The sequence below is a fragment of the Pseudomonas sp. LBUM1661 genome (genome assembly GCF_059695925.1).
This window is the reverse complement of sequence record NZ_CP166794.1, coordinates 3329074-3355545: the sequence shown is the minus strand read 5'-3', so window position 1 is coordinate 3355545 and position 26472 is coordinate 3329074. Positions and strand designations below refer to the sequence as shown.

The 26472-nt window shown below is 60.5% G+C and carries 23 protein-coding genes and 3 pseudogenes; 10 read left to right on the top strand and 16 right to left on the bottom strand.

What is annotated here, in order from left to right; translation table 11 throughout:
• Positions 1-294: 294 nt before the first annotated feature.
• The 5 genes and pseudogenes from ACA057_RS15360 to ACA057_RS15340 form a co-directional block, all read left to right on the top strand.
• A pseudogene (locus ACA057_RS15360) lies at positions 295-525 on the top strand (hypothetical protein); the annotation flags it as partial.
• A gap of 10 nt (positions 526-535) precedes the next feature.
• Positions 536-1987, top strand: a complete 1452-nt coding sequence (locus ACA057_RS15355; protein WP_497349696.1) for a DUF1254 domain-containing protein — start codon at positions 536-538, stop codon at positions 1985-1987.
• Between the two features lie 26 nt (positions 1988-2013).
• A complete protein-coding gene (locus ACA057_RS15350; protein WP_497349694.1) occupies positions 2014-3408 on the top strand; it encodes a DUF1254 domain-containing protein in 1395 nt (464 codons plus the stop codon).
• A 157-nt stretch (positions 3409-3565) separates the two neighbouring features.
• Positions 3566-3967: pseudogene (locus ACA057_RS15345) on the top strand (transporter); the annotation flags it as partial.
• 1 nt (position 3968) lies between these two features.
• Positions 3969-4530, top strand: a pseudogene (locus ACA057_RS15340) (spermidine synthase); the annotation flags it as partial.
• A 138-nt stretch (positions 4531-4668) separates the two neighbouring features.
• Here ACA057_RS15340 and ACA057_RS15335 read toward each other — a convergent pair.
• Positions 4669-5340 carry a DUF3313 domain-containing protein gene (locus ACA057_RS15335; RefSeq protein WP_497349692.1) on the bottom strand — a complete coding sequence of 224 codons (672 nt, stop codon included), beginning with the start codon at positions 5338-5340 and terminating at the stop codon, positions 4669-4671.
• 213 nt (positions 5341-5553) lie between these two features.
• On the opposite strand from ACA057_RS15335, the gene ACA057_RS15330 reads away from it, so the two are divergent.
• Positions 5554-7914 carry a tetratricopeptide repeat protein gene (locus ACA057_RS15330; protein ID WP_497349690.1) on the top strand — a complete coding sequence of 787 codons (2361 nt, stop codon included), beginning with the start codon at positions 5554-5556 and terminating at the stop codon, positions 7912-7914.
• Between the two features lie 80 nt (positions 7915-7994).
• Here ACA057_RS15330 and ACA057_RS15325 read toward each other — a convergent pair whose 3' ends face one another.
• A complete protein-coding gene (locus ACA057_RS15325; protein WP_497349688.1) occupies positions 7995-8804 on the bottom strand; it encodes a DUF6694 family lipoprotein in 810 nt (269 codons plus the stop codon).
• Between the two features lie 249 nt (positions 8805-9053).
• On the opposite strand from ACA057_RS15325, the gene ACA057_RS15320 reads away from it, so the two are divergent.
• Positions 9054-9554, top strand: a complete 501-nt coding sequence (locus tag ACA057_RS15320; RefSeq protein ID WP_497349686.1) for a peptidase associated/transthyretin-like domain-containing protein — start codon at positions 9054-9056, stop codon at positions 9552-9554.
• Positions 9555-9605: 51 nt separating this feature from the next.
• Here ACA057_RS15320 and ACA057_RS15315 read toward each other — a convergent pair whose 3' ends face one another.
• Together ACA057_RS15315 and nirA are read right to left on the bottom strand one after the other, a co-directional pair.
• Complete coding sequence (locus ACA057_RS15315) at positions 9606-10088, bottom strand: DUF934 domain-containing protein (protein ID WP_497349684.1); 483 nt, start codon at positions 10086-10088, stop codon at positions 9606-9608.
• Entirely contained in the window at positions 10085-11758 is a 1674-nt protein-coding gene (nirA, locus tag ACA057_RS15310) for a nitrite reductase NirA (protein ID WP_497349682.1), read from the bottom strand. The genes ACA057_RS15315 and nirA overlap by 4 nt, the downstream gene beginning before the upstream one ends.
• Positions 11759-12189: 431 nt before the next feature.
• Here nirA and ccoN point away from each other — a divergent pair, with 431 nt between their 5' ends.
• Positions 12190-13617, top strand: coding sequence for a cytochrome-c oxidase, cbb3-type subunit I (ccoN, locus tag ACA057_RS15305; protein ID WP_497349680.1), 1428 nt, complete (start codon positions 12190-12192; stop codon positions 13615-13617).
• A gap of 15 nt (positions 13618-13632) precedes the next feature.
• On the top strand, positions 13633-13854 hold the full coding sequence (locus ACA057_RS15300) for a cbb3-type cytochrome c oxidase subunit 3 (RefSeq protein ID WP_497349678.1): 222 nt from the start codon (positions 13633-13635) through the stop codon (positions 13852-13854).
• Between the two features lie 112 nt (positions 13855-13966).
• Here ACA057_RS15300 and ACA057_RS15295 read toward each other — a convergent pair whose 3' ends face one another.
• Both ACA057_RS15295 and ACA057_RS15290 read right to left on the bottom strand, forming a co-directional pair.
• Complete coding sequence (locus ACA057_RS15295; protein ID WP_059403489.1) at positions 13967-14461, bottom strand: hypothetical protein; 495 nt, start codon at positions 14459-14461, stop codon at positions 13967-13969.
• 70 nt (positions 14462-14531) lie between these two features.
• Entirely contained in the window at positions 14532-15308 is a 777-nt protein-coding gene (locus ACA057_RS15290) for a helix-turn-helix domain-containing protein (RefSeq protein ID WP_497349676.1), read from the bottom strand.
• 78 nt (positions 15309-15386) lie between these two features.
• On the opposite strand from ACA057_RS15290, the gene ACA057_RS15285 reads away from it, so the two are divergent.
• Positions 15387-16079, top strand: coding sequence for an aspartate/glutamate racemase family protein (locus tag ACA057_RS15285; RefSeq protein ID WP_497349674.1), 693 nt, complete (start codon positions 15387-15389; stop codon positions 16077-16079).
• A 1-nt stretch (position 16080) separates the two neighbouring features.
• Here the strand turns inward: ACA057_RS15285 and ACA057_RS15280 are convergent, their stop codons facing one another.
• From ACA057_RS15280 to ACA057_RS15235, 10 genes are all read right to left on the bottom strand, one after another.
• Positions 16081-16602, bottom strand: a complete 522-nt coding sequence (locus ACA057_RS15280; RefSeq protein WP_497349672.1) for a GNAT family N-acetyltransferase — start codon at positions 16600-16602, stop codon at positions 16081-16083.
• A 154-nt stretch (positions 16603-16756) separates the two neighbouring features.
• Positions 16757-17737: a LysR substrate-binding domain-containing protein gene (locus ACA057_RS15275; RefSeq protein WP_497349670.1), complete on the bottom strand. Its 981-nt coding sequence runs from the start codon at positions 17735-17737 to the stop codon at positions 16757-16759.
• Between the two features lie 160 nt (positions 17738-17897).
• Positions 17898-18842 carry a peptidylprolyl isomerase gene (locus ACA057_RS15270; protein ID WP_497349668.1) on the bottom strand — a complete coding sequence of 315 codons (945 nt, stop codon included), beginning with the start codon at positions 18840-18842 and terminating at the stop codon, positions 17898-17900.
• Positions 18839-19318 (bottom strand): YbjN domain-containing protein, encoded by a 480-nt coding sequence (locus ACA057_RS15265; RefSeq protein ID WP_497349666.1) that lies wholly within the window; start codon positions 19316-19318, stop codon positions 18839-18841. Before ACA057_RS15265 ends, ACA057_RS15270 begins: the two co-directional genes overlap by 4 nt.
• 20 nt (positions 19319-19338) lie before the next feature.
• The gene (locus tag ACA057_RS15260; protein ID WP_497349664.1) at positions 19339-19968 is read right to left on the bottom strand and encodes a DNA repair protein; all 630 of its coding nucleotides are present in this window, start codon (positions 19966-19968) and stop codon (positions 19339-19341) included.
• Between the two features lie 17 nt (positions 19969-19985).
• Entirely contained in the window at positions 19986-21686 is a 1701-nt protein-coding gene (locus tag ACA057_RS15255) for a putative porin (protein WP_497349662.1), read from the bottom strand.
• Between the two features lie 39 nt (positions 21687-21725).
• Complete coding sequence (locus ACA057_RS15250) at positions 21726-22427, bottom strand: energy transducer TonB family protein (protein WP_497349660.1); 702 nt, start codon at positions 22425-22427, stop codon at positions 21726-21728.
• Positions 22428-22429: 2 nt separating this feature from the next.
• On the bottom strand, positions 22430-22855 hold the full coding sequence (locus ACA057_RS15245) for an ExbD/TolR family protein (RefSeq protein WP_497349658.1): 426 nt from the start codon (positions 22853-22855) through the stop codon (positions 22430-22432).
• 11 nt (positions 22856-22866) lie between these two features.
• Complete coding sequence (locus tag ACA057_RS15240) at positions 22867-24675, bottom strand: DUF2341 domain-containing protein (RefSeq protein ID WP_497349656.1); 1809 nt, start codon at positions 24673-24675, stop codon at positions 22867-22869.
• A gap of 19 nt (positions 24676-24694) precedes the next feature.
• Positions 24695-26284 (bottom strand): ShlB/FhaC/HecB family hemolysin secretion/activation protein, encoded by a 1590-nt coding sequence (locus ACA057_RS15235; protein ID WP_497349654.1) that lies wholly within the window; start codon positions 26282-26284, stop codon positions 24695-24697.
• Between the last annotated feature and the right edge of the window lie 188 nt (positions 26285-26472).

The following is a 26472-nucleotide window of genomic DNA, read 5'->3' as shown; positions in this document are numbered from 1 at the left end:
AATTTGTGCAAAATCCGAAAAAATCACCTCCCCTGACTGGCCAACCGACGGTTAGCTGCTAACTTGAATGGACGTGTCCTACGGCTTGATAGGAAAAAGCTTACGCAGTAACGGCCGAGAAGTGCCGAGTCGTCCAATGAGCCACCAAGGAACCGGGGAATCATGTCGATTAGATTGGGAACAGACGCCTCGCTGTTGGCGGCATCATTTGCGCCTGTCTTTTATGCCTTCGCGGACAACGCTGACACCGCCAACAAAAGTCACAACCCGCTGAACCTGGCGCCCGGCGCCAACCTTCATAACCTGGCCAAAGGCTGGTACCTGCGCTCGACCGGCACTTGGACCTTCGACCTGAAGAACGACACCCAATACATCCCACTCGGTTTGGGTGGCGGCAAAGTGTGGAAATCCGGTTCCAATATCCTCAACGCCTTCATCGAACCGCAATGGACCGTAGAGCGCAAAGGCGATGGCCTGCAGCAGCTCACGCTGTTCGCCGGGATCAACGTCACGTTCGGTCAATAAGGAATTCACTATGCACGTTGCCATCCGCGCAGCCGGTTTCAGCCTGATGACCATGTTCGTCAGCTGTGGCGTGGGCGCTCTGGATCTCGACACCCCGATAGGTAAAATCGCGATGGACGGCGAACTGCCGGCCCATGAGTCCATTGCCAAACTGTACGCCGAACTGGATTTCCAGCAGGCGACCCAGAGTTATCTGTGGGCGTTGCCGCTGGTTTCCTATGCGCAATGGCAGGAAGAATTCCGCGACAAACTGGGCGCCCACAGCGGTGACCTGATGGTGCTCAACAGTTACGAAGACAAACTCGGCGTGATCACCGCCAACGCCACCACGCCCTACATCCTCGGCTTCGTCGACCTCAATGAAACCGGCCCGATGGTGATCGAACTGCCACCCGGCCCGACGGCGGGCGGCGTCGGTGATTTCTGGCAGCGGGCGATCATCGACATGGGCCAGACCGGCCCGGACAAAGGCAAGGGCGGCAAGTACCTGGTGCTGCCACCGGGCGCCGAACCACCGGCCGATGCCGGCAAGTATTACCTGGCTAAATCGGAAACCATGAACGTACTGGTCGGTTTTCGTGTGCTCGATCCGGACCCGGCCAAGGGCAAGGCGCTGGTCGAGCAATTCAAGATGTACCCGTACGCCAAGCGCGCCGAACCCGGCAAGACCCAACTGCTTTCCCCCGGCGGCAAAGCCTGGTCGGGCACCCAGCCACGAGGCCTGGCGTACTGGGAACGGTTGCATCAGATCATTCAGAAAGAACCGGTCAACGAGCGTGACCGCTTTTACATGGCGATGCTTGCCAGTCTGGGTATCGAGAAGGACAAACCCTTCAACCCCAACGACAACCAACGCAAGGCACTGGAACAAGGCGCACAGGTCGGCGAGCTGATCGCCAAGGCCAACACCTTCGCCAAGCGTTTCTCTGATTCGCAGTACTGGCCGGACCGCCAGTGGGACACCGTGCTGAACATCGCCGAACCGTCGCAGCGCGTGGCCTATTACGACCAGTTATGGGAACGCAGCGCCTGGTTCTACGAAGCGGTGACCAACACCAAAGGCATGGTTTCCAAGACTCCGGGCCTGGGCCAGACCTACCTCGGCGCCTACACCGATGCCAAGGGCAACTGGCTCGACGGTGGCAAGAATTATCGCCTGCACGTCGGCGCCAATCCGCCGGCCAAGCAGTTCTGGTCGATGACCGTGTACGACATCGACAGCCGTTGCCTGATCGACAATCCGCAGCGCAAGGCTGACTTGTCTTCCCGTCAGGACCTGAAAAAGAACGCGGATGGTTCGGTGGACTTGTACTTCGGCCCGACCGCGCCGGCAGGTTTCGAAAACAACTGGGTACAAACCGTACCGGGCAAACACTGGTTCAGCTATTTCCGCCTGTACGCCCCGACCGAAGCCTACTTCGACAAAAGCTGGAAACTCGACGACATCACCGCTGTGGAATGACGCCCAAGGGTTCAATAAGGAATGTTATGAATAACCGCTTGTTGCTCACCGCACTTTCTCTCACCCTGAGCACCAGCGCCTGGGCCGACTTCACTGCCACGCCGGAAGAGGCCCGAGGCATCGCCAAGGAAGCCTATTTGTATGGCTTCCCGGTGGTGGAAATGTACAAGACCCTCTACACCCAGGCCGTGGACAAGAGCAGCCCGAACTTCAAGGCGCCGTTCAACCAGATCGGCAACACCGCCAAGGCGTTTACCGCCAAGGACACCGCGTTCGTCACGCCGAATGCCGACACGCCCTACTCCTTTGTCTGGATGGACCTGCGCGCCGAACCCTTGGTGCTGACCCTGCCGCCCATCGAAGAGCACCGTTACTATTCCGTGCAACTGATCGATGCCTACACGCAGAACTTCGCGTACCTGGGCACCCGCAGCACCGGCAACAAGGGCGGCAATTTCATGATCGCCGGGCCGGACTGGCAAGGTCAGCAACCGGTGAAAATCGACCGGTTGCTGCGCAGCGAAAGCAACATCGCCTATGCGCTGTACCGCACCCAGTTGTTCGATGACAAAGACCTGGGCAAGGTCAAGGACATCCAGAAGGGCTACAAGGTCGAGCCGCTGAGCCGCTATGTCGGGCACAAGGCCCCGGCTGCCGCACCGACGATCGACTGGCCAAAACCCTTGCCGGGCATGAGCGACACGCCCGACCTGTTCCGCTACCTGAACTTCATGCTGGCGTTCGCTCCGGCGCAGGACGTGGAAAAAGACCTGCTTGGGCGCTTCAAGACAATCGGCATCGAAGCCGGCAAACCTTTCAATCTGACCACGCTCACGGGCGATCAACGTAAGGCGCTGGAGGACGGCATCGCCGACGCCAAGGCCGCGTTCGAACAGTTCAAAAAAGATCATGTCGATACCCACCAAGTCAGCAGTGGCGACTTGTTCGGCACCCGCGATCACCTCAAGGGCAACTACCTGTACCGCTACGCCGGCGCCAACATGGGGATCTTCGGCAACTCCGCCGAAGAGGCGAATTACATCGGCTATTTCGTCGACAAGAATGGCCAGCCGGTCGATGCCTCGAAGCACGATTACACCCTGCATTTTGACAAGGGTGCCCTGCCCCCGGCCGACGCGTTCTGGTCCCTGACGATGTACAACGGCAGAAACAAATTGCTCGTGGCCAACCCGCTGAATCGCTACCTGATCAACTCGCGCATGCTGCCGGACCTCAAGCTCGACAGCGACGGCGGGCTGACCCTTTACCTGCAAAACAAGCCACCGGCCCAAGCGCTGCAAAGCAACTGGCTGCCAGCGCCGGACGGGCCGTTCTACGGCGTATTGCGCCTGTACCTGCCGAAACCGGAAGTCGCCAGTGGCCAATGGAAAATGCCGATACTGATTCCGAGTGCCCCCTAAGCCATGAACCTCTACCCCGTATCCCGCAGGAGCACCGTGATGGGCCCCGAAGACGATTAAAAAAGCCGCATTGTCGGCCCTCACCCTGAGCATGGCACCGCTGCTGAGCCAGGCAGACAACGCTCGCGACTGACAAAACCTGCCGACCGACCTGAACATGGTGTTCGGCTATTACAACCGTATCGATACCAACACTTCGATCGACACCGCGTTGCCCATCGATGGTTTATCACTCAACGCCGACCTGTACATCGCGCGTTTCGCCCGCTCGTTTGCGATTGACGGACGCAATAGCGCGATCCAGATCCTGCAACCCTACGCCGACATCACCGCGTCATTCGACAACGCGCAGTTTTTTGACGGCACCCAGCACAATGGCGGCATGGCCGACACCCAGTTCGTGCTGGTGCACAACCTGTTTGGCGGCCCGGCGCTGACCAAGGAAGCGTTCGCCAACTGGACCCCGGAGACTTTCCTTACCGGCGCCCTCTGGATCACCGCCCCAACCGGCGACTATGACAAGGACCGGGTAATCAACATCGGTTCCAACCGGTGGGCGACTGCTGCGCAACCCACAGCGTTATGACTTGATCACCCTGGAACCACCACCGCCCTCCGCCGCTGGCGTGGTGAATCTGTATTCCCGCGACTTCTACCAATTGGCCGCCAGTCGCCTGGAGAACAAAGGCCTGGTCGCTCAGTGGCTGCCGTTGCCGACCCAAAACATCGACGACTCGCGCGCACTGGTGCGCAGGCATCGGTTCAGCGGCGGCGTTGTTGGCAACCTGGGTGACCGATCGCGCAGGGCTGGAACGTTTCGCCGCTGACGCGCAACCGGTCACCGATGATCAGCCGCGTATCGAATATGCGCCGTGGGTGCGGGCCAAGGAGATCAGCCGCGTGTTGCCGGCCCTGCTGGACCTGCATATCGCGCCTCCATTGGTGAACGCCGAGGCGGGTTTCAACGAGCGGATGAATGCGCACCAGCAACGCCTGATGCAGTTCTATCGGGCGAGCCTGCATGCGTATGACGGCGACCGTGATGCCTGGGCCAGGGATATTCGCGAGGTGATGCGCGGGGATGGCGGGAATCCGTATTACCGGTGGTTTGTCGGGGAGTGATGTGGTGCCTGATAGACCGCCTTCGCGAGCAAGTCGAATCGTCGCACCGCTCGCTCCTACAGGTTTACGCGGTCCCCTGTAGGAGCGAGCGGTGCGACGATTCGACTTGCCCGCGAAGAGGCCATCAGCCCCGGTACATTAATTGGATTTGAGCTTCAAATACGACTGATGCAAATCCGCCGCCCAACCATCGATCACGCCTTTGACGTCATCGGCCTTCATCACCTGAGCGTCGTTTTCCAACGGTTTGCCGGTGCCCTTGCGCACGACCTGGGCCAGCACATGATTATTGCCGCCGTCGAGAAACACCGCTTCCGTCGACAGGTCGGTTTCCTGATCGCGAATACCGCTGGCCGTGCTGACCGCCGCTGCCACTAGGGCGATCGGGATCACTTCATAAGGCTTGAGCCCTTCGGTCTTGCTGCTGACCGCGGTGATCGCCGCACGCACCACGATCACACCGGGGCCAGGACCTGCGGCCAGTGGCAGGGATTTACCGATTTCACGCTTGAGCGCCTGATCGTAGTAACCGGTGATGCCATTGAGGGTGGCCTGAGGAATTTTCACCGTCGGTTGAGGCTTGGGATAGAGCTGGGTCGGTTCGACGTAGACGCTGGTGAATTTGCTGATATCGACCTTGGGATCGACCCAGCGCATCACCGTGGCACCCGAGGGCGACTTGGCTTCCTTGAGCTGGCTGTAGTCCTTGAGAAAACCGGAATACTGATCCGGCTCAACGACTTTGCTGGCACAGCCGACCAATCCGATCGAGGCCATGCACACAGTGCTCATCATTAACGCTAGCTTCATGCTGTAACTCCTGTAAGTAGATCGGTAACGGTATAAGCAAGGGTGGTACAGGTATAGCCAATGCAGCGCTTTTTGTTTTGGAAAATCACACTATTCAGCTAACGCTACACACAGAGCACGACCGTTATTTGACAGACGCCGGCCATCCGGCAAAGCTGCATCTCGCTTGAACGCGCGCCTGACGGCAAACGCACCTGGACTACGGAAGTCGCAATGCCGAAACATAACAATAAAGCTGTAAACCCCAACCCTGGTTCGCCACCGACCTTGATTAATCGTTACCTTTTTCCCGTCATCATTGGCGTTTTGCTGGTGGCCGTCGTGGGCATTGGCTGGTTTCTGCTCAGCAGCAATCCGGCCCCCGTGGCCTATGCACCGGTGAGCGCGCCCGTGGCTCAGCCAGCCAAACCGCAACCGGTTGCCGCGCAGCCTGCGAAGATGGTCGATGAGCAGCAATGCCAGGGCTGCCACAGCGAACAGGTCAAGGATTGGCAAGGTTCGCATCATCAATTGGCGATGCAGCAAGCCAGCGCCGAAACCATGCTCGGCGACTTCAACAACGTCACCTTCAAAGCGGAAAACGAGACCACACGATTCTCGCGCAAGGACGACGGGTTCTGGGTCAACACCCCCGGCATTGACGGCAAGAACGCAGATTTCAAAGTGGCCTACACCTTCGGCATCGCGCCGTTGCAGCAATACCTGATCGAGGTCGGCGAAGGTCGGCTGCAAGCCCTGGGCGTGGCCTGGGATACCGAGAAGCAGCGCTGGTTTCACCTCTATCCGGGCCAGGGCGTGAACTTCAAGGACCCGCTGCACTGGAGCAAGCCGAGCCAGAACGCCAACTTCATGTGCGTCGAGTGCCACACCACCGGTTTCAAACGCAATTTCGATGCGGCCAAAAACACCTTCGACAGTCAGTGGAACAGTCTCGGCGTCGGCTGTCAGGCCTGTCACGGCCCAGCGTCCAATCACCTGGAATGGACGGCGAAAAAGACTGACTTGATCCACGCCGGTTTTGTCGTCGACCTCAAGGACAAGAACGCCACCGTCGAAATCGAAACCTGCGCCCGCTGCCACTCCCGCCGCGCGCCACTGGGCGATGGTTTTACCGCTGGCAAACGCCTGATGGATGACTACCTGCCGAGCGCCCTGACCCGCGAGTTGTATGCACTGAACGGCAAGATCAAGGATGAAGTGTTCGAACACGGCTCCTTCGCCCAGAGCAAAATGTTCGACAAGGGCGTGCGCTGCAGCAACTGCCACAACCCGCACAGCACCGAGCTCAAGGCGCCGGGAAATGGCGTCTGCCTGCAATGCCACAACACCGCCGGCAAAACCGCCGTCGAAGGCGTCGATGGCAAGGGCCTGCAAGCGAAAAATTACGATTCCATCGAACACACCCGCCACGCCATGGGCCAGCCAGGCTCGCAGTGCGTGGATTGCCACATGCCCGGCAAGTTCTACATGGGCAATGACTTCCGTCATGACCACAGTTTCAGCATTCCCAACCCCGAACGGGCGACAAAACTCGGTACGCCGGACGCCTGCCTGACCTGTCACCAGGGCAAGGCCGGTGACAAGGTCACCGAGCAATTCAAACGGTGGAATACCGCCAATACCAATGCCGCACAGGCGCCGCGCTATGACGAAAGCCTGTGGCTGATTCGCAACGGTCAGCCCGGCGCCGCACAAGCCCTGTACGAGCAGCTGCAACGCAGCAACCTGCCGGCGATTCAACGGGCAACGCTGCTGGTGGAACTGGCGATGTACCCAAGCGAACAGGCGCTGAAACTGGCCACCAAGGACTTGAGCCACCCGGCACCGCAAGTGCGTGAAAGCGCCGTTCGGGCAATCAGCGCGTTCCTGCCACCCCCGGAGCGTGCGTCGTTGTTGACGCCGTTGCTGAGCGATCCGGTGAAGGCCGTGCGCATCGCCGCCGCCCGGGATTTGTTGAGCGTGGCGCGCACCGGCTTGGGCGCCGCACAGGACAACTGGAATGCGGCCATTGCCGAATACGAAGCCGTGCAGAAGAGCCTGGCCGAACGCGCCGAAGCCAATCTCAACTTGGCCATGCTTTACCAGGCCAGCGGTCGCAGCAGTGAAGTCGAAGCACTGCTGCGCACCGCCCTTAAGCGCGACCCGGATTTCTACCCGGCGCTGGTGACCCTGGTGCAATGGCTGGAAGCCAGCGGACGCGGCCAGGAAGCTCAAACGCTGCTGGCGCAGAGCCTCAAGGAACACCCGAACGCCGCGCTGCTGCAACATACCCAAGGCTTGTCGCTGGTGCGTGCGGGCAAATCGGACCAAGCCATGTCGGCCCTGCGCAAAGCCGCGCAACTGGAACCGCAGAACGCCCAATACGGCTACGTCCTGGCCGTGGCGCTGCACGACAGCGGCAAAATCGACCAAGCCTGCGAAGAGCTCGAACGGTTGTTGAAGATACAACCGGCCAATCGCAATGCGCGGCTGTCGCTGATCCAGTACTACCTGGACAACGGGCAGGAACCCAAAGCCCAGGTGCTGCTGCAAGGCTGGAAGAAAATGAACATGGGCGATCCGGCGTTGAAATAATCCTTAAGCGCCTCTATCCGTAGCAGCCGCCGAACGCAGCCTCGCGCTGCTCGACAGCTGCGACGGTTTTTTTTGATTGTTCAGTTGGACGCGTATTTGTTCTGCAGCGCCAGCAGGCGCTCGCTCTGCTGCGGGGTCAGGCCGCTGGCATCGAATAGCACGGCGCCGTCGGCACCAGTGAGTTTGATGATTTCCAGGCTGAACAGCGCCTCAGGCGGCGCATCCAGCTTGCCCCAATCGCTGAACATGTTCGGCGTGATCTCCCAGGTCGGCGACTCGCCCGGCTCGATGCCGCCGGGAATCGGCAACTCGACAGTGCCGACGAACCATGGCGTGGCGCGCCCCGGGCTGGCCACGGTGCCTTTGAAAGCAACACGAGCCACCGAATACACCGTGCCGTTCTTGACCTTGGCAACCACCACCGGTTGACCGTGAGGTGCCGCGACGTTTTTATTCTTCTCGGTGAAGTAGAACTCTGATTTGAGAATCTGGAACTTGGCCATCTCGACCTTGGCTTTTTCCGCAGCCTGCTGAATGTCTTGCAGTTGCTTGATCTCGGCCAGGGCTTGCTGTTTTTCCTTGAGCTCACGCTCGGCACGAAGGGCGGCAGCGATCACTGCAACCTCTTGCGCGGTTTTGCCATTGAGCGTTGTGCGCACGTTCGATTTCGCTTGCTCGGCTGAAATCTGGCCACTCAACGCCTGGCCTATATTGCTGAAGGTGATGAGTTTCAAGTCTTCCAGTAGCTGGGCTTTCTTGTCCTGAGGCATGTCCGCCGTGACTTTTTCCAGTGAGGTAGTCAGGCTCTCATCGGTCGTGCCGTCCAACTTTGGAGCACCACACCCCGCCAACATCAAGGCCACCAAGCCAACAGCAAAAATCCTGCGCATAACCCACTCCTTTTTGAGAATGCGCGGACTTTATCAAAATGCCATCACTGCCCCAAGCGGAAATTCCTTGCCTTGCATGCCCGCCGCCCGTGCAAGTGATTGAGATGAATTCATTCTAATTTTTGCATGATATCACCGAGCCACTAGTGATAAAGTCGCCGCCGCGTAAATAACCCCTGAATAACATTTCGAGGCTACATGAAGCACGCCTCGGCCAATGACGGCAAAGCCCTGTCTCAAGGAAAAACAATGGAAGCTCTCCGCAAGCTGTTTACCGTTACCGCCCTGACCACCACACTCCTGACTTCGGGCTGCGCGAGCATCGTCGGGAACAGCAAGTACCCGGTAAACGTATCGAGCACCCCAAGCGGTGCCAACTTCACTATCACGAACAAGGCCGGTGTGGTCGTGCATAACGGCTCCACACCCAATACCGTGACGTTGCCTTCCGGTCGTGGCTACTTCAAGGGCGAGGCCTACACCATTACCTTCAAGAAAGAGGGGTATGGCGATGCAAGCACCACACTGGAAACCAGCATGAGTGGCTGGTACTGGGGCAACATTCTGATCGGTGGCCTGATTGGCTTGCTGGTTGTCGATCCGTTGACTGGCGCGATGTACAAACTGCCCGAGGGTGCCGCGGGCAACCTTGGCAATCCATTGCCCGGTGAAGCACCAAAAGAGCTGACGCTGCTGGAAATCGATCAGCTGTCACCAGACGCAAAAGCAGCCCTGGTTCGCATCAACTGACCAGCGCCTGGCGCATCCTGCCGTAACAGATGCGCCCTCTTCGCCGATGGTTTACCCCCGTCGGCGAAACAATGGCCTCGACTCAATCACCGAACGTCCGTACAACACACTCATCCCCGCCAATCCTTTAAGCGCGTCCTCCGCAGATTTGTCTTCGCGCACCGCGAAGCTATCAAAACCGCACTGACGCATATGGCTGAGCTGATCACGCAACACATCGCCCACCGCACGCAACTCGCCGGTCCAGCCCAATCGCGTGCGCAGCAAGTACGCCTGGCTGTAGGCACGGCCGTCACGGAAACTCGGAAAATCCAGGGCAATCAGCGGCAAGTGTGCAAACCACGGTTTGAGGCTTTCCACCTCGTCGTCCGGCCCCAGCCACACGCCCTTTTGCGGCGGGCCTTCAAGCCAACGGGCCAACGGCAGAATCACTGCACCGGCCGGCCATTCCTCGTTGACCTCCCGCACCAGCGTCCATGGATCGTCGGCGTCAATCCGTGCCACGCCTTCCTCCAATCGCAGCAGATTGTTCATGCCGACACCTCCAGCAGTTTCGGATAAACCTCCTCTTTGAACGGCTCCAGCCCGATGCGCTGCAAGGTGTCGACGAACAACTCCTCGCTCTCGCGGTAACGCACGAACGTGGCGATGATCCGCTCGATCACGTCGGGCACTTCAGCCGCGCTGAACGAGGGGCCGATGACTTTGCCCAGTGCACTGTTCTTGCCCTGGGAGCCGCCGAGGGTGATCTGGTACCACTCACTGCCGTTCTTATCGACCCCCAGAATGCCGATATTGCCGATGTGGTGGTGGCCGCAAGCGTTCATGCAACCGGAGATGTTGAGGCTGATGTCGCCCAGGTCATGCAGGTAATCAAGGTCTTCGAAACGCCCCTGGATCCCTTGGGCGATCGGGATCGACTTGGCATTGGCCAGCGCACAGAAGTCACCGCCGGGGCAGGCGATGATGTCGGTCAGCAAACCGACATTGGCGCAGCCCAGGCCTTGCTCGCAAGCCAGGCTCCAGAGCGCGAACGAATCCGCCTTTGGCACATCCGGCAAGACAATGTTCTGCTCATGAGCGATACGGATCTCACCGAAACCGAATTGCTCGGACCAGGCGGCCACGGCGTCCATTTGTTCGCCAGTGACATCACCCGGCGGCGAAGCGATGCCCGGTTTGGTCGACAGCACCACGCTGACGTAACCCGGCACTTTGTGCGGCTGGACATTGCGCGTGACCCAACGGGCGAAGACCGGGTTTTCAGCCAGGCGTGTGCCGAACTCCAGGTCGGTGTCGGACAGCGCGCGGTAATCAGGCGCGACGAAGGCACTGGCGACGCGCTCATATTCGATGTCGGTCAACTGTGCCGGACCGTCCTTGAGGTACTGCCACTCCTCCTCCACTTCTTTGGCGAAGGCCTCGATGCCCAGCGCCTTGACCAGAATCTTGATGCGCGCCTTGTACTTGTTGTCCCGCCGGCCATGACGGTTGTAGACCCGCAGCACCGCCTCGACGTAGGACAGCAGGTGCTGCCACGGCAAGCCTTCGCGGATCTGCAGACCGAGGATCGGCGTACGCCCCAGCCCTCCACCGACGATCACCCGCAGGAGCATTTGCCCGTCCGCGCCCGGATAAAGGTAGAGGCCGATGTCGTGCATCATGATCGCGGCGCGGTCCTGCTCCGCCGAGCAGATGGCGATCTTGAACTTGCGTGGCAGGAACAGGAATTCCGGGTTGATGGTCGACCATTGCCGAAGGATTTCCGCCAGCGGTCGCGGGTCGATCATCTCGTCCGCCGCAACCCCGGCGAAGGCTTCGGTGGTGATGTTGCGCACGCAGTTGCCAGAGGTCTGGATCGCGTGCATTTCGACCTGGGCCAGGCGTTCGAGGATGTCCGGCACCTGGGCCAGTTCGATCCAGTTGAACTGCATGTTCTGCCGGGTGGTGAAGTGGCCGTAGCCGCGATCGTAATCACGGGCGATGCTCGCCAGCGTGCGCATCTGGTTGGCGCTCAGGGTTCCGTAAGGAATCGCCACGCGCAGCATGTAGGCGTGCTTTTGCATGTACAGGCCGTTCTGCAAGCGCAACGGCAGGAACTCTTCCTCGCTCAACTCACCCGCCATGAAGCGTTCGACCTGATCGCGAAACTGCGCAACCCGCTCGAACACCAGCGCCCGGTCATAGTCATCGTACTGATACATGTGGCTACCTCATCAGGATTGATCGGGCTCTGCGGCTAATGCCAGTCAGTCAAGACGCAAAAACCTGTGGGAGCGGGCTTGCCCGCGATAGCGGTAGGTAAGTCGACATCTTTATCGAATTTGACTCAGCCATCGCGGGCGAGCCCGCTCCCACAAGGGTTGCGGCGTTCAACTCTTCAACTGTTCGGCACCAGACTTGCGGCTCGTTTTTGAGGTGATGACTATGCACCTGCGGCGCAGGACGTTACAGATTCACCTGATTGCAAAAAAACCATATCAGCCAGCGGCAAATGGCCGCAGGCATGGGCAACATCTGATCCGCATAAATGAAGTTTTCCTGAGTCTGTTTTGTTTCCGGCAGGGTTTCTACAGTGCATCACAGGCCAGGCCGGGTGGTCTGGCAAGCCTTTGCAACCGTGGAAGCATTGACCATGAGCACAGCAACAATCGGACAGGCCTATAACTACAAGGTCGTCCGCCAATTCGTCGTGGCGACCATCGTCTGGGGCGTCGTGGGGATGGCGATGGGGGTGTGGATCGCCTCGCAACTGGTGTGGCCCGAGATGAACCTAGACCTGCCGTGGACCACCTTCGGCCGCTTGCGACCGCTGCACACCAGCCTGGTGATTTTCGGTTTCGCCGGCAGTGCGCAATTCGCTGCCAGTTATTACGCGGTACAACGTACCTGCCAGGTGCGGCTGTTTTCCGACAAGCTCGCCGCGTTCACCTTTTGGGGCTGGCAGTCGGTCATCGTGGTGATGCTGGTCACCTTGCCGCTGGGCTACACCACCACCAAGGAATACGCCGAGATCGAGTTCTCCGGCGCGGTGTGGATGACTGTCGTGTGGGTCGCTTACGCCATCGTATTCTTCACCACCGTGGTGCAGCGCAAGACCAAGCATATCTACGTCGGCAACTGGTTCTTTGGCGCGTTCATCGTGGTGATTGCGATGCTGCACGTGGTCAACCACCTGGCGATTCCGGTGGACTGGTTCAAGTCCTATCCGGTGTATTCCGGGGCCACCGACGCCATGGTCCAGTGGTGGTACGGGCACAACGCCGTGGGGTTTTTCCTGACCACCGGTTTCCTCGGGATGATGTATTACTTCGTGCCAAAACAGGTCGGACGGCCGGTGTATTCCTATCGGTTGTCGATCGTGCACTTCTGGGCGCTGATCACCCTGTACATCTGGGCCGGCCCGCACCATTTGCACTACACGGCTTTGCCGGACTGGGCACAGTCGCTCGGCATGGCGATGTCGTTGATCCTGCTGGCGCCGAGTTGGGGCGGGATGATCAACGGCATGATGACGCTGTCCGGCGCCTGGCATAAATTGCGCACCGACCCGATCCTGCGCTTCCTGGTGTTGTCCCTGGCCTTCTACGGCATGTCGACCTTCGAAGGGCCGATGATGGCGATCAAAACCGTGAACGCCCTCTCCCACTACACCGACTGGACCATCGGCCACGTGCATGCCGGCGCACTCGGTTGGGTGGCGATGATTACCTTCGGTTCGCTGTACCACATGATCCCGAAAGTCTTTGGCCGAGAGCAGATGCACAGCACACCGCTGATCAACCTGCACTTTTGGCTCGCGACCATCGGCACGGTGTTGTACATCGCCTCGATGTGGGTCAATGGCATCACCCAAGGCTTGATGTGGCGTGCGATCAACGACGACGGCACGCTCACCTATTCCTTCGTCGAAGCCTTGCAGGCCAGCCATCCGGGCTTCGTGGTGCGCTTTGTCGGCGGGGTGTTTTTCCTCAGCGGGATGCTGCTGATGGCCTACAACGTTTGGCGCACGGTGCGGGTAGCCGACGTGTCGATGGCCGAGCGTGAAGCGCAGATTGCCTGAGGCAAGGAGCTTGAGATGATTGAAGTCGTGCTGAATGTGTTGGGCGTGGTCGGGCTTTGGCTGGCGGTCGAATACTGCTTGAAGCACGAGACGGCAGACAGCCTGGAGGATGCGAGTTTGATTCCGTTTGCCGATGACCCGGAGGTAGCGCGGCGGGTGGAATTGGCGACGGGGAAGACGGTGAAGGCGGTGGCGCCTGAATCGCTGAAGCCGGGTTGGGGCAACCTCGAAATTTGAGACAACGCCGATCATTGTGGGAGCGAGCCTGCTCGCGAAAGCGGTGTGTCAGGCAACATCAGGGTTGACTGTGCCGCTTTCGCGAGCAAGCTCGCTCCTACAGGGGTCTGTGTTAGCTGCGTTCTCGGGGGATCAGGCTCTGCAGCTGCTGCGCCAGGAAGTTCGCGTCAAACGCGAAGGTGTCCGGGTCTTTCAGGCCATTGGTCTTGCGCCACTGCCAGTTGCTGGACGGCGGCAGGCACACCAGCGAAATGCTGCCATAACGCGCGGCGGTCAGGCCCATCACGGCCAGTGAGATCTGCCCGCCCGCGCCCATCACATCCGGCACGAACTCCACCGGTTTGCCGGCGATCACAATGGACAGCTTCTCGGTCTTGAAGGTCGACGTCTCGACCGGCACGCTCGGCCCCGAGGCGACATACGCTTCGCGGCTCACTTCCAGCAGGTTCGGCGCCTGGACCGGTTCCAGCCATTGCTGGATCTGATCGAACAGCTCACCAATGCGCGTCGCCCACACGGCCGATTGCGACTCAAACAGTTGTTTCTTGTGCGCTTCGCTTTCTGCGTAGTGGCGAAGCATCTCACCCAGTTGCTGTACGTCGTCCATTGCAGTGTTCCTTTGGTTGAAGCGGTGCTGCGGACTTTGAGCATGGCAGATGCGCGCAACGGGCGTACGACTAAAAGTGTGAGCGGTAGTGGCTGGGGGTCATGGCCAGGTATTTGCGGAAGGCGCTGCCCATGTGCGACTGATGGGCGAAACCGCTGTCGAGGGCGATGCTGGCCAGTGACAGGTCAGTGGTTTCGATCATCCGACGGGCCGCTTGAAGCCGTACTTCCACAATGTAAGCGTGGGGCGTCAGGCCGATCGCCCGGGTGAAGTCGCGCAGAAAGCGCAGTTCGTTTTGCCCGTAGGTGGCGGCCAGTTGTTCCAGCGTCAGTGGCTGATGGAACTGCTCGGCGATCTGATCCAGTACACGGGTGAAGGCCTTGGGCATGGCGCGGTGGGTGGTTTCGCTGTGCCGTTGAGCAAGCCTGATGAAACCCAATGCACATTGCTCCAGTGCCAGGGTGTCGGGTTGAGGTGCAAGCAATAGCCGCCTCACTTCCCTGGCCAGACTCAGCGCCTGTCGATTGCCTGCGGACTGCACACGGTGGCCAACGACGGGCAAATACTCGTTTGCCAATTGATCGCCCAGGCGCATCAGCAGGTATTCGCCACCGCTGGCCGACTCGGAAAACACTTCCACGCCAACCGGGGTGTAGGCCAGCACGCCAGGCAGTGTGTCGAAATCGACCCGCTGATCCGAATCGATCGCATGCACGCCTTGCTGACGCTCCAGCGTCACGCCCAGGGTTTGCCACTGCGCGGGATCCCGCGCGCTATACGCCGCGCGAGGCAACAGTTGCAGGCAGAGTCTGCCGCCCAGCAAGTCCTGGCTCAGCACTGAAGGCATGTGAAATTTCCTGATAGATCGAAACCCGGATTCACGGGAGACTCTCAAGCAAAGGGTTGCCAACAACAGGAGCACAGCATGCGCACCATCGGCCTTATCGGCGGCATGAGCTGGGAGTCCAGCGCCGAGTATTACCGCCTCATCAACCAACAGGTGCGCGACCGGCTCGGGCCGTTGCGTTCGGCCAAATTGCTAATGTACAGCGTCGACTTCGGGCCTGTCGAACAGGCGCAACATGCCGGGCGCTGGGACGATGCGGCGCTGATCCTGGTGGATGCGGCGCGACGGCTGGAGGCTGGTGGCGCCGATTGCGTGGTGCTGTGCACCAACACCATGCACAAAGTGGCCGCACAGATTCAGGCGGCGATCAGCATTCCGTTCCTGCACATTGCCGACCCGGCCGGTCAGGCAGCGGTCGAGGCCGGTGCGTTGAAGGTCGGTTTGCTGGGCACGGCGTTCACCATGGAGCAGGACTTCCTGAAGGAGCGCCTCGCCGCGCAAGGCTTGACCGTGCTGGTGCCGGAGGCCGATGAACGTCAGGCCGTGCACCGGATCATTTATGACGAATTGTGCGTCGGGGTGATCAGCGAAACGTCGCGCCAGGTCTATCAGCGGGTCATCGAATCGCTGACCCGGCGCGGCGCCCAGGCCATCATCCTCGGCTGCACCGAAATCGGCCTGCTGATCAAACCCGAACACAGCGCCCTGCCCCTGCTCGACACCACCGAACTGCATGCGCAGGCGGCGGTGGCGTTTGCACTGGAAGACTGACCTAAGAGGATTTGGGCATGGAACGCAGGCGCGCCATGCTCAAGGTATCGACGAATACACCGTCACGCACCGCGTAGTCGCGAAACACGCCTTCGTTTTCGAAGCCGAACTTGCGGTACAAGGCGATGGCGGCTTCGTTGTCGGTGTAGACCGAAAGCTCGACCCGGCGCAGGTTCATCCAGTTGTCGGCGATGTCCAGCGCCGCCGCGAGCAGTTTCGAACCGACGCCCTTGCCCTGCCAGGCCTGCGCGACGCCCATGCCAAAGCTGCCGGCATGACTGCGACGGATGCGCGGAAACTGTTCCAGGGTAATGCTGCCGATCACCGCCCCTTGATGCAGTGCCACCAGTTGCACCACCCGTTCATTGTCCGACACCAGGCGTTTGCGCCAGGTCTCGGTGGACGGAAACGGAATTTGTAGGGTTTGGCGAGCGATTGAGGGTTCGTGGTAAAGCGCAGCGATGCCCTCGATGTGGGATTCGTTGAGGCGTTCGAGGGTAATGACAGACTCGGTGGCGGTCATGGGTGATTCATCCTTGAGGCAGACATGGCCGTTCACTCTACAACGCCCTCTTCCTGAATGGCGAGAACCGATGCGGGCGCGGTGTCAGATGCGTAGATGTCGACTGACACGCCTTCTTCGCGAGCAAGCCCGCTCCCACATTTTTGAACCGGGATCAGCCTTCGAACCATTCCCTGCGTTCGTTGAAGGTGTTGTGGATCAGCTCGACAATCATCTGCACCCCATCCTCATCCTGAGAATCGGTATTGACCGCCATCCACACCTGACGCTGCATCGGCTGGCTAAACAGCCCCGGCAAGGCAATCAGCCCCCGGTCGAACTGGCTCATGTAATGCGGCAGCAGGCCAATGCACGCGCTGCACCGGATCATCTCGAGCATCAATTCGTACGAATGCAACTGCACCACCCCGGCCAGACGCTGATCCACCACACTGTTCCACGGCAAGAAATCCTCGACCTGATGGTCATGCTGCCATTGCACCAGCATGAAATCGGCCAGGTCATCCACGCAGTCCGGGCGCGACGCCACCCGCGAATATCGCTTGGCGATGTGCGGCGAGTAATCCAGCCGCGCCAGACGCTGCGGCTCACTGACGGTAAAACTCGGGCCTGGCAACGGCGAGTCTGTACCGGCCAGCCACACCACCACATCGGCACTGACCGCTTGCAAGGAAAGCTCACTGTCCAGGGTGATGATGTCCAGGCGCACGCTGGCGTTGCGACGCAGCAAGGCCACCAGATCGCGACCGAGAATGTCATGCAGGATGGTTTCGGCGACCGCCAGACGAATCAGCGGCTGTTCGATCACCGGCAACTTGCGCTCATGCACCAACGCAATCAACTGCGCCTGCAACTGCTGCCCGTCGCGGCTCAACGTCAGTTCACTGCCCTGGAATCGGAACAGCGTGCGCTGCAGCTGATCTTCGAGCAGCGCCAGGTGCTTGCGCAGCAGGCTTGGCTTGATATTGAGGCTGCGTGCGGCCTGCATGAAACATCCACAACGGGCGCTGACCATAAAACATTGCGCCACCTCAGCATCGATCCCGGTCGCCAGCTCCAGCCAGGATGACGACTTTATTTCGAAGGACCGGTAACCGGTAACACCCTGACGCCATGTGGGTTCTATCAAAGACATCGATGACTCCCTGTCGATCTTTGTTGTTGGTTTGCTTGCGGTGCTACAGAAGCTCACGGCCCCTCTGTAGGAGCGAGCTTGCTCGCGATGGTGGTGAATCAGTCACTGTAAATCCTGGATATAAAACCATCATCGCGAGCAAACACGCTCCTACAGTGAGTTAAAGCGTCTCCTCCAACACCTTGTTCAACACCGCGCCGTCGATACTCAACGTCGCGGTATTGAGCATGCCGTCCAGATAAGCCTTGGCGATCTGCTCCTGACGCTGGGCGCGCAACGCCTGGGTCAAGCGCTCGCGCAGTTCGTCCAGGGTTGCCAGCCGTGCCGGTTGCGACTCGGTGAGTTTGATCACATGAAACCCCGCCGTGCTTTGCACCGGCTCCGACACGCCACCCACTTTGAGTCGCGCCACCACGCCGCGTACTTCGGGTACCAGTTGCTGTAGCGGTTGCATCCCGGTATCGCCGCCGCGTTCAGCGCTGGCGCGATCTTGCGAGTACTGACTTGCCAGCGCGGCAAACTCCGCTGGCGTCGCCTGGGCTTTCTTGCTCAGTTCAGCCGCTTGCTTGCGCACGGTTTCGAGCGTTTGCGGATCGGCAGCGCCGAGGAAAATCTGGCTGACGCGGTACATCGGCGGCGTCATCCAGCCAGACTTGCCCGCTTCATAAGCCTGCTGCAATTCGGCGGCATCGGGGTAGTCGGGTGGCACCTGGCTGACCGACTGCAAGTAATCGCGAAAGACGATCTGCTCGGTGGCCGCACGGGTTTGCTGCTCGACTTCCGGACGCTGACGCCAGCCTTGGGCATCGGCCTGTTCGAGCACTGTTTTCTCGGCCAACCGTGAGCGAATCCAGCTTTCCAGTGCCCCGCGATTAGCCCGCAATTGTTCGCGTGACTCGGGCGGCAACGTTGCCAACAACGCTTTGAGTTCATCAGGGCCCACCTGCTGATTGCCCAGCCGCGCAATCGCCGGCTCACTGGTTTTCAATACCGCGGGCGCAGATTGCTGAGCCGCGACCGGGTCATTACCCGGACGCAATCCCAACCCGACGGCGACCACCACGGCCAACGCGCCTGCGCTGGCGACTACTGTGCGCTTCTTCACAGGGCTGGCACCTCTTGCACCGGGGCCTCGACGGTTCCGGCCTGGGCCTGCAACTGCGCAGCGTTCTGGCTGTATTCACGTAGGTAAACGATGAATTCCTGAAGCAAGCGATCCCACAGTTCAAGGTTGCCTCGCAGGTGTTCGTCGCTCACACCGGCGGCGACGACCACGTCCATTTCCATCACCAGAAACTCGCCCTGCACCGACAACCGGGCAAACCGTCGCGAAGCGTTCCACAGTTCCGCCAGCCCGGCCGGCAACTCGCCCTGGACCCGCAAAGCGCAGCTGAACGTGAAGTCGACATAGCGGCCCTGCTCGGCAGCCGGATTGCCAAAACGCACCGCATAACCAATGCCCTGGCTGGCACTCAGCAGCTGGACGATGCCGTTCTGTTCGGTCTGGTTGACCCGGTAACCGGCGGCTTGCAGGACATCGGTGAGGGACTGAGGCGAAACGTGGCTGATCAATTGAGTCATGTGCTGTTCTTCCCTGTTTTTCAGTGAGCGATCGCGGCTTGCGGCGCGTCGAATTGCGTCTTGTAGAGTGCGTCGCCAAAGCCTTGGGCCAGTTCTTCGAACTTGACCCGGGCAGCCCCGGCGAACGGTTGGCGAATCTTCATCACCTCGGCGACGTCGATTTTTTCGTAAGCCGTGAGAATGTCCTTGGCCACGCCATACATCTGTTGATTCTTGACCGAACATTGCTGCATTTGTGTGTCACGTTCGGCCAATTGCGCCGCCAACCTGGAACGTTCGGCTTCTTTGCCCCGCGCCATTACCAACAGTTCCTCGTAGGCGTTCTTGAACTTGCCGATCTGCTCGCTGCTGGCCTGAGCTTGCGCTTGAGCCTGGCTGCGCAGGCTGTCGTGCTGCCCGGCCAGTTGTTCGGCAACGCCGTTGGCCTTGGCCAGCGCCGCGGTCAATTGCTTGATTTGCGCCTGAGCAGCCTTGGCCTGGTTTTCGGCGGCCACTTGCGCGGCGCTGGCCTGGGCCTGTTGGCTTTGCAGCGCCTGCAATTGCTGGGTGGTGCTGCGCAGTTGCGTGCGCAGGCGTTCCTCCATGCCTTCGGCGCTGGCCCCTTGAGTCACCAGTACACCCAAGGCCAACAGCAGGATTTTTGTGTTCATGAAGCTCTCCCGGCGCCTTAGAAGCGCGTGTTGATTTCAAGCTGCAAGACGTCGATGTCGAACGGCGCGCCGTACACCGCCTCGGAATTCAACCAGCGACCGGTGGCGACGACGTTCTTCGCCAGACCGTAGTTGCCGCCCAGGAAATAGCCTTTGGCGTTGGTGCCGCCGAGGTGAAACGACGAATCGTTGAAGCCGTCAGGCAAGGCGTCCGGCTGGATGTATTTGTAGCCCGCGAAGACGTTCCAGGCGCCCTGCTTCTTCAACTCCAGTTCGCTGCCGAGGGTGAACTGAACCATCCACGCATTCGCCCCGCTTTCGATGTTGCCGTCGCTGTCGAGGTTGTTGACGATCTGTCCGGCCGAACGCTTGCGCATGTCGCCTTCGTCGTAACCGAGGTTGTGCACGTAGTTGGCTTGGCTGCGCAGTTTGAAGTTTTCCGGCAGATCGGCGTCCCACACGAAGTTCAAGTCCAGCAGATTGAATTCCGAGGCCAGGCCGACGAATTGCGGTTGCGGTGTGGCGGCCGGGTTGAGCGGGTTCGGCGTGATGTCGCGCAACAGGAACACGGTGTTGCCCTTCTGCATGAACGCCGAGCGACTGCCATCGGTGTCGCAACCCGGCTCGCCGGACCACGGTTCGCAGGGGCTGGAGCGCTGGCCTTCGATGTCGTCGAAACGGTAATAGGCCAGCGCACCCTTGACGCGGTTGCTGGAGTTGATCGCCCAATTGGCGCCGATCTGTGCGCCGTAGAGCCACTTGTTGTCGCTGTCTTCCTTGTCGAAGCCGTTGCTGCTGGTGGTGTCGTTGGTGTACTCGACCGGGAACGCACCGACGGTGCCGAACAGGCCCCAATCGCGGTTGAGCTTGTGGTCGAAAATTGCTGCCACGCCATCGAAATTCAGGTCATTGGAATAGAGCATGTCGGTGGACATGAACGGGTTGGCGATACGCCCGCCGGTCAGGGTCAACTGATCGGACGGTCTCCAGGTCAGGTAGCCCTGATCGAGCCAGATGTCTTTCTTGCCGAAACCACCGCCGAGGGTTTGCGTGGTCGACACCGGGTTGTTGTCCGAACCGGTGCCAATACGGATGCCGGCGGTCCATTCCGGGCTGATCACTGCTTTCATGCCCAGGCGTGCCCGCAGGCGGAACAGGTTTTCGCGGTCTTCGCGGGTGTTGAGCAACGGCGGCAGGCTGGTGCTGCTGTTGGGGTTCACGTCGAACGGGCCGTTGTTGTTGAGCTTGGCGAAGTCGACGATTTCGTTGCTGTTGGTGCCCGAGTAATAGCGCGACTCGTCACGCAGGCGAATGTCGCCGTCGAAGCTGATGCGCGACACCCAGTCCGGAAAGGTATTGGGTTGAGCCCAGTTTTCCTGCTTGGCGGTGGCCATGACTTCAGCCTTGACCTGGTCGCGGATCTGATCGCGAACCGCCGCCGGCACATACTGCACCCGCACATCGCCGGGGACGGCGGCCGGACCTGCGGCGACTGCGGTTGGAGCACTCGCGGCCTGACGGGCCTGCGTCGCTTCGTTCTGGGCCTGGGCAATCAGCGCTTCGGCCTTGTCCTGTTTCAACACGCCTTGCTCGACCAGCAAGCGGATCAGATTGATCGTGGCGTTTTCCGAGGGCGCAGGCGCTGCCGCCGCGTGCCCGACCAGGGTCGCAATGACCATGCCGACCGCCAGGGACAATCGATTCACGTTGGAAATCATCTGCACACAACTCCTTTTGGCAAAACTCTGAATATTCGGTTAACCCGGACGCCGCCCTTGCAGGGACAGGCGCACGGGTAAAGTCAGGGAGGCCGGTGGCCGTTCCGTTAAGTGCGGCGCATTGCGCAACGCGGCGAGTACCTGGGTGTCGACTTGCGGGTTGCCGCTGGACTTCACCAATTCCACCCGGGTGATCTCGCCGACGCTGCTCAGCCAGACGTCGGCCTGCAGCGCAAAGGCGAGGTTGCGCAGCTCCGGGTTTTCGCGCAGCAAGCGCTGGAAAGTGAACGCCAGGAACTGGCTGTAAGTGCCATTGCCCACGCGCCCGCCTCCACCGGCCATACCACCACCCTTGCCGGCGCCGATGTTGAACGCGTCGTTGCCGGACTGGGCGTCGCCGTCCATTTGCATCGGGTTGGCCAGATCGTCCGCCGGGCTCGGCGGCGCCTCTTCCTCAGGCTTGACCTCTTCGGGTTCGGGCGTCGGCTCGGGCTCGACCATTTTTTCTTCCACGGGTGTCTGCGGTTCCGGAGGCTTTTCCGGCGGCGGAGGTGGCGGCGGCGGCAACGGAATAATCGTCGGCACCTTCGGCGCTTCCCGGCGCACGCCGCTCATGTCGTTGGCCCATTGCCAGAGAAACCACGCGGCCACGCCAGCGATCAGCACCCCGGCGCCCCACTTCACAAAGCGCACGGGCGACGGTTTCAGCGGCAGCGGCTTGAAGGGTTGTTGTGCGGTCATGGTCAGCCCTGGCTCGGTTTGCCGGTGACGAGACCGACCTGGGACAACTCAAGACGGCGCAACAGGTCCAGCACCTCGATGACTTTCTGGTACTGGACCAGGGCGTCGCCGCGCACGATCACCGGGAAGTCGGGGTTCTGGGCCTTCTCGATGCGCAGGCGATCTTCAAGTTCTGCCAGCGTCACCGGGTACGCATCGAGGAACACCTGACCGCCGTCGTTGACCGAAATCGCCTTGGTCTTGGCTTCGGACAGCGACACCGAGGCACTGGCCTTGGGCAGGTTGATCTGGATGCCGGAGACCTGTGCGGTGGCGGTGAGGATGAACATCACCAGCACCACCATCAGCACGTCCACCAAGGGCGTGATGTTGATGCTGTCCACCGGGGCATCATCGTCATCGTCGTGGGAGGCATTTACGGAAGCCATGTCGGTGCTCCTCAGGCCGGTACGGACGGATGGGTGTGGTTGCCACGGCGATGGGCCGCTTCACTGAACTGGCTCTCACCGTGCATCTCGGCCAGACGGGTGATGAACTCATCGACGAACACGCGCATGTCGGCGCTGACTTCCTTGTTGCGGGTGATCAGTCGGTTGTAGCCAAACAGCGCCGGAATCGCGACGAAAAGGCCCATGGCCGTGGCCAGCAACGCAGCAGCCATACCGGGCGCAATGGCGTTGATGTTGACGTCACCGGCCATCGCCGTGCCGAGGAACACCACCATGATCCCCAGCACCGTGCCAAGCAGGCCGATGTACGGGCCGCCGGCAATGGCGTTGGAAAGGGTCGAGAGTTTTGAACTGAGCGCTTGGTTTTCGCGGGTGCGCACACCGTCCATGGAGCAGCGAATGGCTTCGATGGTCGCGGCCGAGACCGACGAGGTGTCGGCGCCCTGATCGCGGCGGGTGCGGATTTCCTTGACCGCGACCTGATACAAACGCCAGAGCGAGGAATACTGCAGACGCTGAGCCAGGTCCTGATCGTCGGCGAACATTTCCAGACGCGTGCCAACGTTGGCGAACTGCTCGCGGAAGGCTTCGTTGGAGGCGCTGACCCGGCTGACCATGCGGTTCTTGCGAATCATGATGACCCACGACTGGAACATCATCAGCACCAGCACCGCGATGATCACCCAGGCGTCCATCGGCACCGCGTTCAGCAGGAAACCGAGGCTGCCGAAGCCGTAGCCCGACTGCTCTTCGTCGACACCGTAAGCCACCAGTTTCGACTCGGCGCCCTGGGCATTCGCATCGGCCAGCAGTTGCGCGGCAGGTCGGGCGATCTTGGACAGGCGCAGCTCATCCATCGCACCGCTGAAGGGCAGATAAACGCTGGCGGTTTCGCTCGGCAGATCGGCGCCGATGGCCATGATTGAGTTGAAGGCCGGCATGGCCACGGCGAGGCTCGCGGTTTCACGACCGTTGACGTACAGCGAGACCTTGCTGCCTTCGGCGGTCAGCGCCAGGTGCTGCCATTGGCCGGGGTTCAGCGGTTGGGTCGACACGGCGCGCTGACCGTCAATTTCCACGAACGGCAGGCCCTGGTTCAAGCCCAGCAACAGGCTGTTGGTGCCTTCGCGGCGGCTCAGCAGCAACTGCTCGCCATTGGCCTGATCCAGACGCAGCCAGGCACTGAAGGTGAACGCACTGCCAGCGGTGTGTTGCAGCGATGGGCTGGCCGGTAACAACAACGGTTGACCGGTCCATTGCAACGCCCGCCCGATCACGCCATCGATGCTGGTGCCGGTCGCGCTTTGCGCGGTGTTGCCGTAAGCCGTTGTGTCTTTGGCTGGCGTGCCGTTGGCACCGTCGAAATGGTAAAGCGCGGTGTAGTTTGGATCGAACGTGAGCTGACCGTTGCCGGTAGCCGGGGCTTTCTGGTTGCCGTAATACATCCAGATGTCCTGACGCTGGCCACCCTCGACTTTCGGTACATCGACCCAGATCAGCGCCATGCCCATGAGTGGGTCGAAGCTTTCGATCTGGTGGTTGAGCACCGTCTTGTCATCGGCAGCGACAAAGCGCAGGTCCGAACCGTCTTCCTTGACGCCGTCGAAGGTGAAGTTGCCGGTGTGCAGGCGCACTAGCAACGCCGTGCGGCCCAAGGCCTCGTTGATGCCCGCGCCCTGCGGCGTGGTGTCGACCGAAATCTGTTTGCGGTAATGCCAGTCGTCCTGCCACCAGGCCTGGGCGGTGGCCGGGAGCACGAAGCCCAGGCAGATCAGGAAAGCGATGAATAAGCGCTGCATGAAAAATTACTCCGTAGGTTCAGAATGTCGCTTGCAGGTTGAAATGCAGGCGCGATTCCTGTTTCGAGGTGTTCGGCCCTTCGAGCAACGGGTAGCCCCAATCGAGGCTGCCGGAAAGCCACTTGCTCAAGCTCGCGCGGGTGCCCAGGCCAACACTGGCGAGGGCGTAATCCGCGTCCTGATCGGGGAGCTCGTCACGCAGGTACAACTGGGCGCCTTCGGCGAAGGCATAGAAGCGCCATTCCTGGACGTAACTGCCCAGGTACTTGGCGAGGGACGGCGTGCGCAATTCCTGGGAGAGCAAGTAACCGTCGTCACCGGTGCGCTCGGCGGCCAGGTAGCCGCGCACCGAAGTGGCACCGCCGGCCGAGAATTGTTCGTTGGAAACCAACGGCCCGGAGGCCAGCTGGAACGCGGCTTTGCTCGCGGCCTGCCAGTCACTGTCGAAGGTGTAGGTGAAATGGGTGTCGCCCTTGAGCACGGCAAAACTGGGGCTGGCGCGATAGCGTTTGTAGTCGAAGTCTTCGTCGGAGCTGCCGTACCCCAAGAAGCTGCGCGTGCCGGCCACCAGGCTCAGGCCCAAGCCCAGCTGCGAGCTTTCGGTGTAGCGAAAGCCGTTGTAGGCGAAGGTGAACGGCGCGTATTTGAGCGGCACCTTGTCGCTGTCACCGCCGAGTTCGAGTTGCTCGTCGAAGTCCTTGAAGTCGATCCCGGCCGACAGTGAGTTGGACCAGTTGCCACTGGACGGCAGCGTGTAGATCGCCGACACGCCGTAGGAATGGCCCTTGCCCAAGACGTTGCTGCCGCCGATGGTCGCCACGTTGCTGTCCGACTGATAACCGGAGAACTGCACACTCCAGCGCTCGCTCAGCGGCGCGGTGTAGGAACCGGACCAGACCTTGGCGTTGGACGTGTCTTGCGGTGCGGTAAAGAAAGTCAGCGAAACGCTGTGCCCCAACTGCCACAGGTTGTCGTAGCCGAGGCTGGCGACGCTGCGCAGCTTCTCGGTATCGGCGCTGTAATCGTTGTTCAGGCCCAGGCTGGCGTGCCACGGATTCTGGTCTTCGACCTGCAAGTCGACGTCCATGGTGCCGGGCCGCTGTCCCTCGTGTACCAGTGGCATGACCTGGCGGCCCGGGGTCTTGTTGAGCTGCGCCAGTTCGGTCTGGACCTTGGCGAAGTCCGGCACTTCGCCTTCCTTCAGCGCCGGTACGTCATCGCGGATTTCCACTGGCGAATAGTGCTTGGCGCCAACCACCCGCACCCGGCCGACCTTGGTTTCGCTGACGTGCAGATAGACGATGCCGTCGTCGACTTTCTGTTCCGGCAACTCGACGTACACCGACTGATAGCCGCGTGCCTGATAAACCTTCTGCAAGGCATCACGGGCGCCTTCGATATCGGTGAGCGCCTTCTGTGGGCCGAGAAACGGATACACCGCTTCTTCGATCGCCCGGGCATCGAGCACCGTGTTGCCGCGCACGAAGTACTCGTTGACATCAACCAGTTTCGCCGGCGCTGGCACTTCTTCGGCGAAAGCCGGTTGCGTGCCAGCCGCCACCAGCAGCCAGCCCCACAGCGCCAGCCGTGACTTGAAAAAATGCTCCACACCACCCCCTGAATTCGAAATAACCTTCGCTGTTTGCCGCCTGACTCCCGGCGCTCGCCGCAGCAGCAAAAGCGGCCATGCGGCCCCCTAAAGCGCGTTACATAGGCATGACCGGACTGGCGGTGGGTTACCGAACTTTTGTCATAAAAGCTTCATTCCAGGGGGGCAATGACTGGGCTGTACGCTCC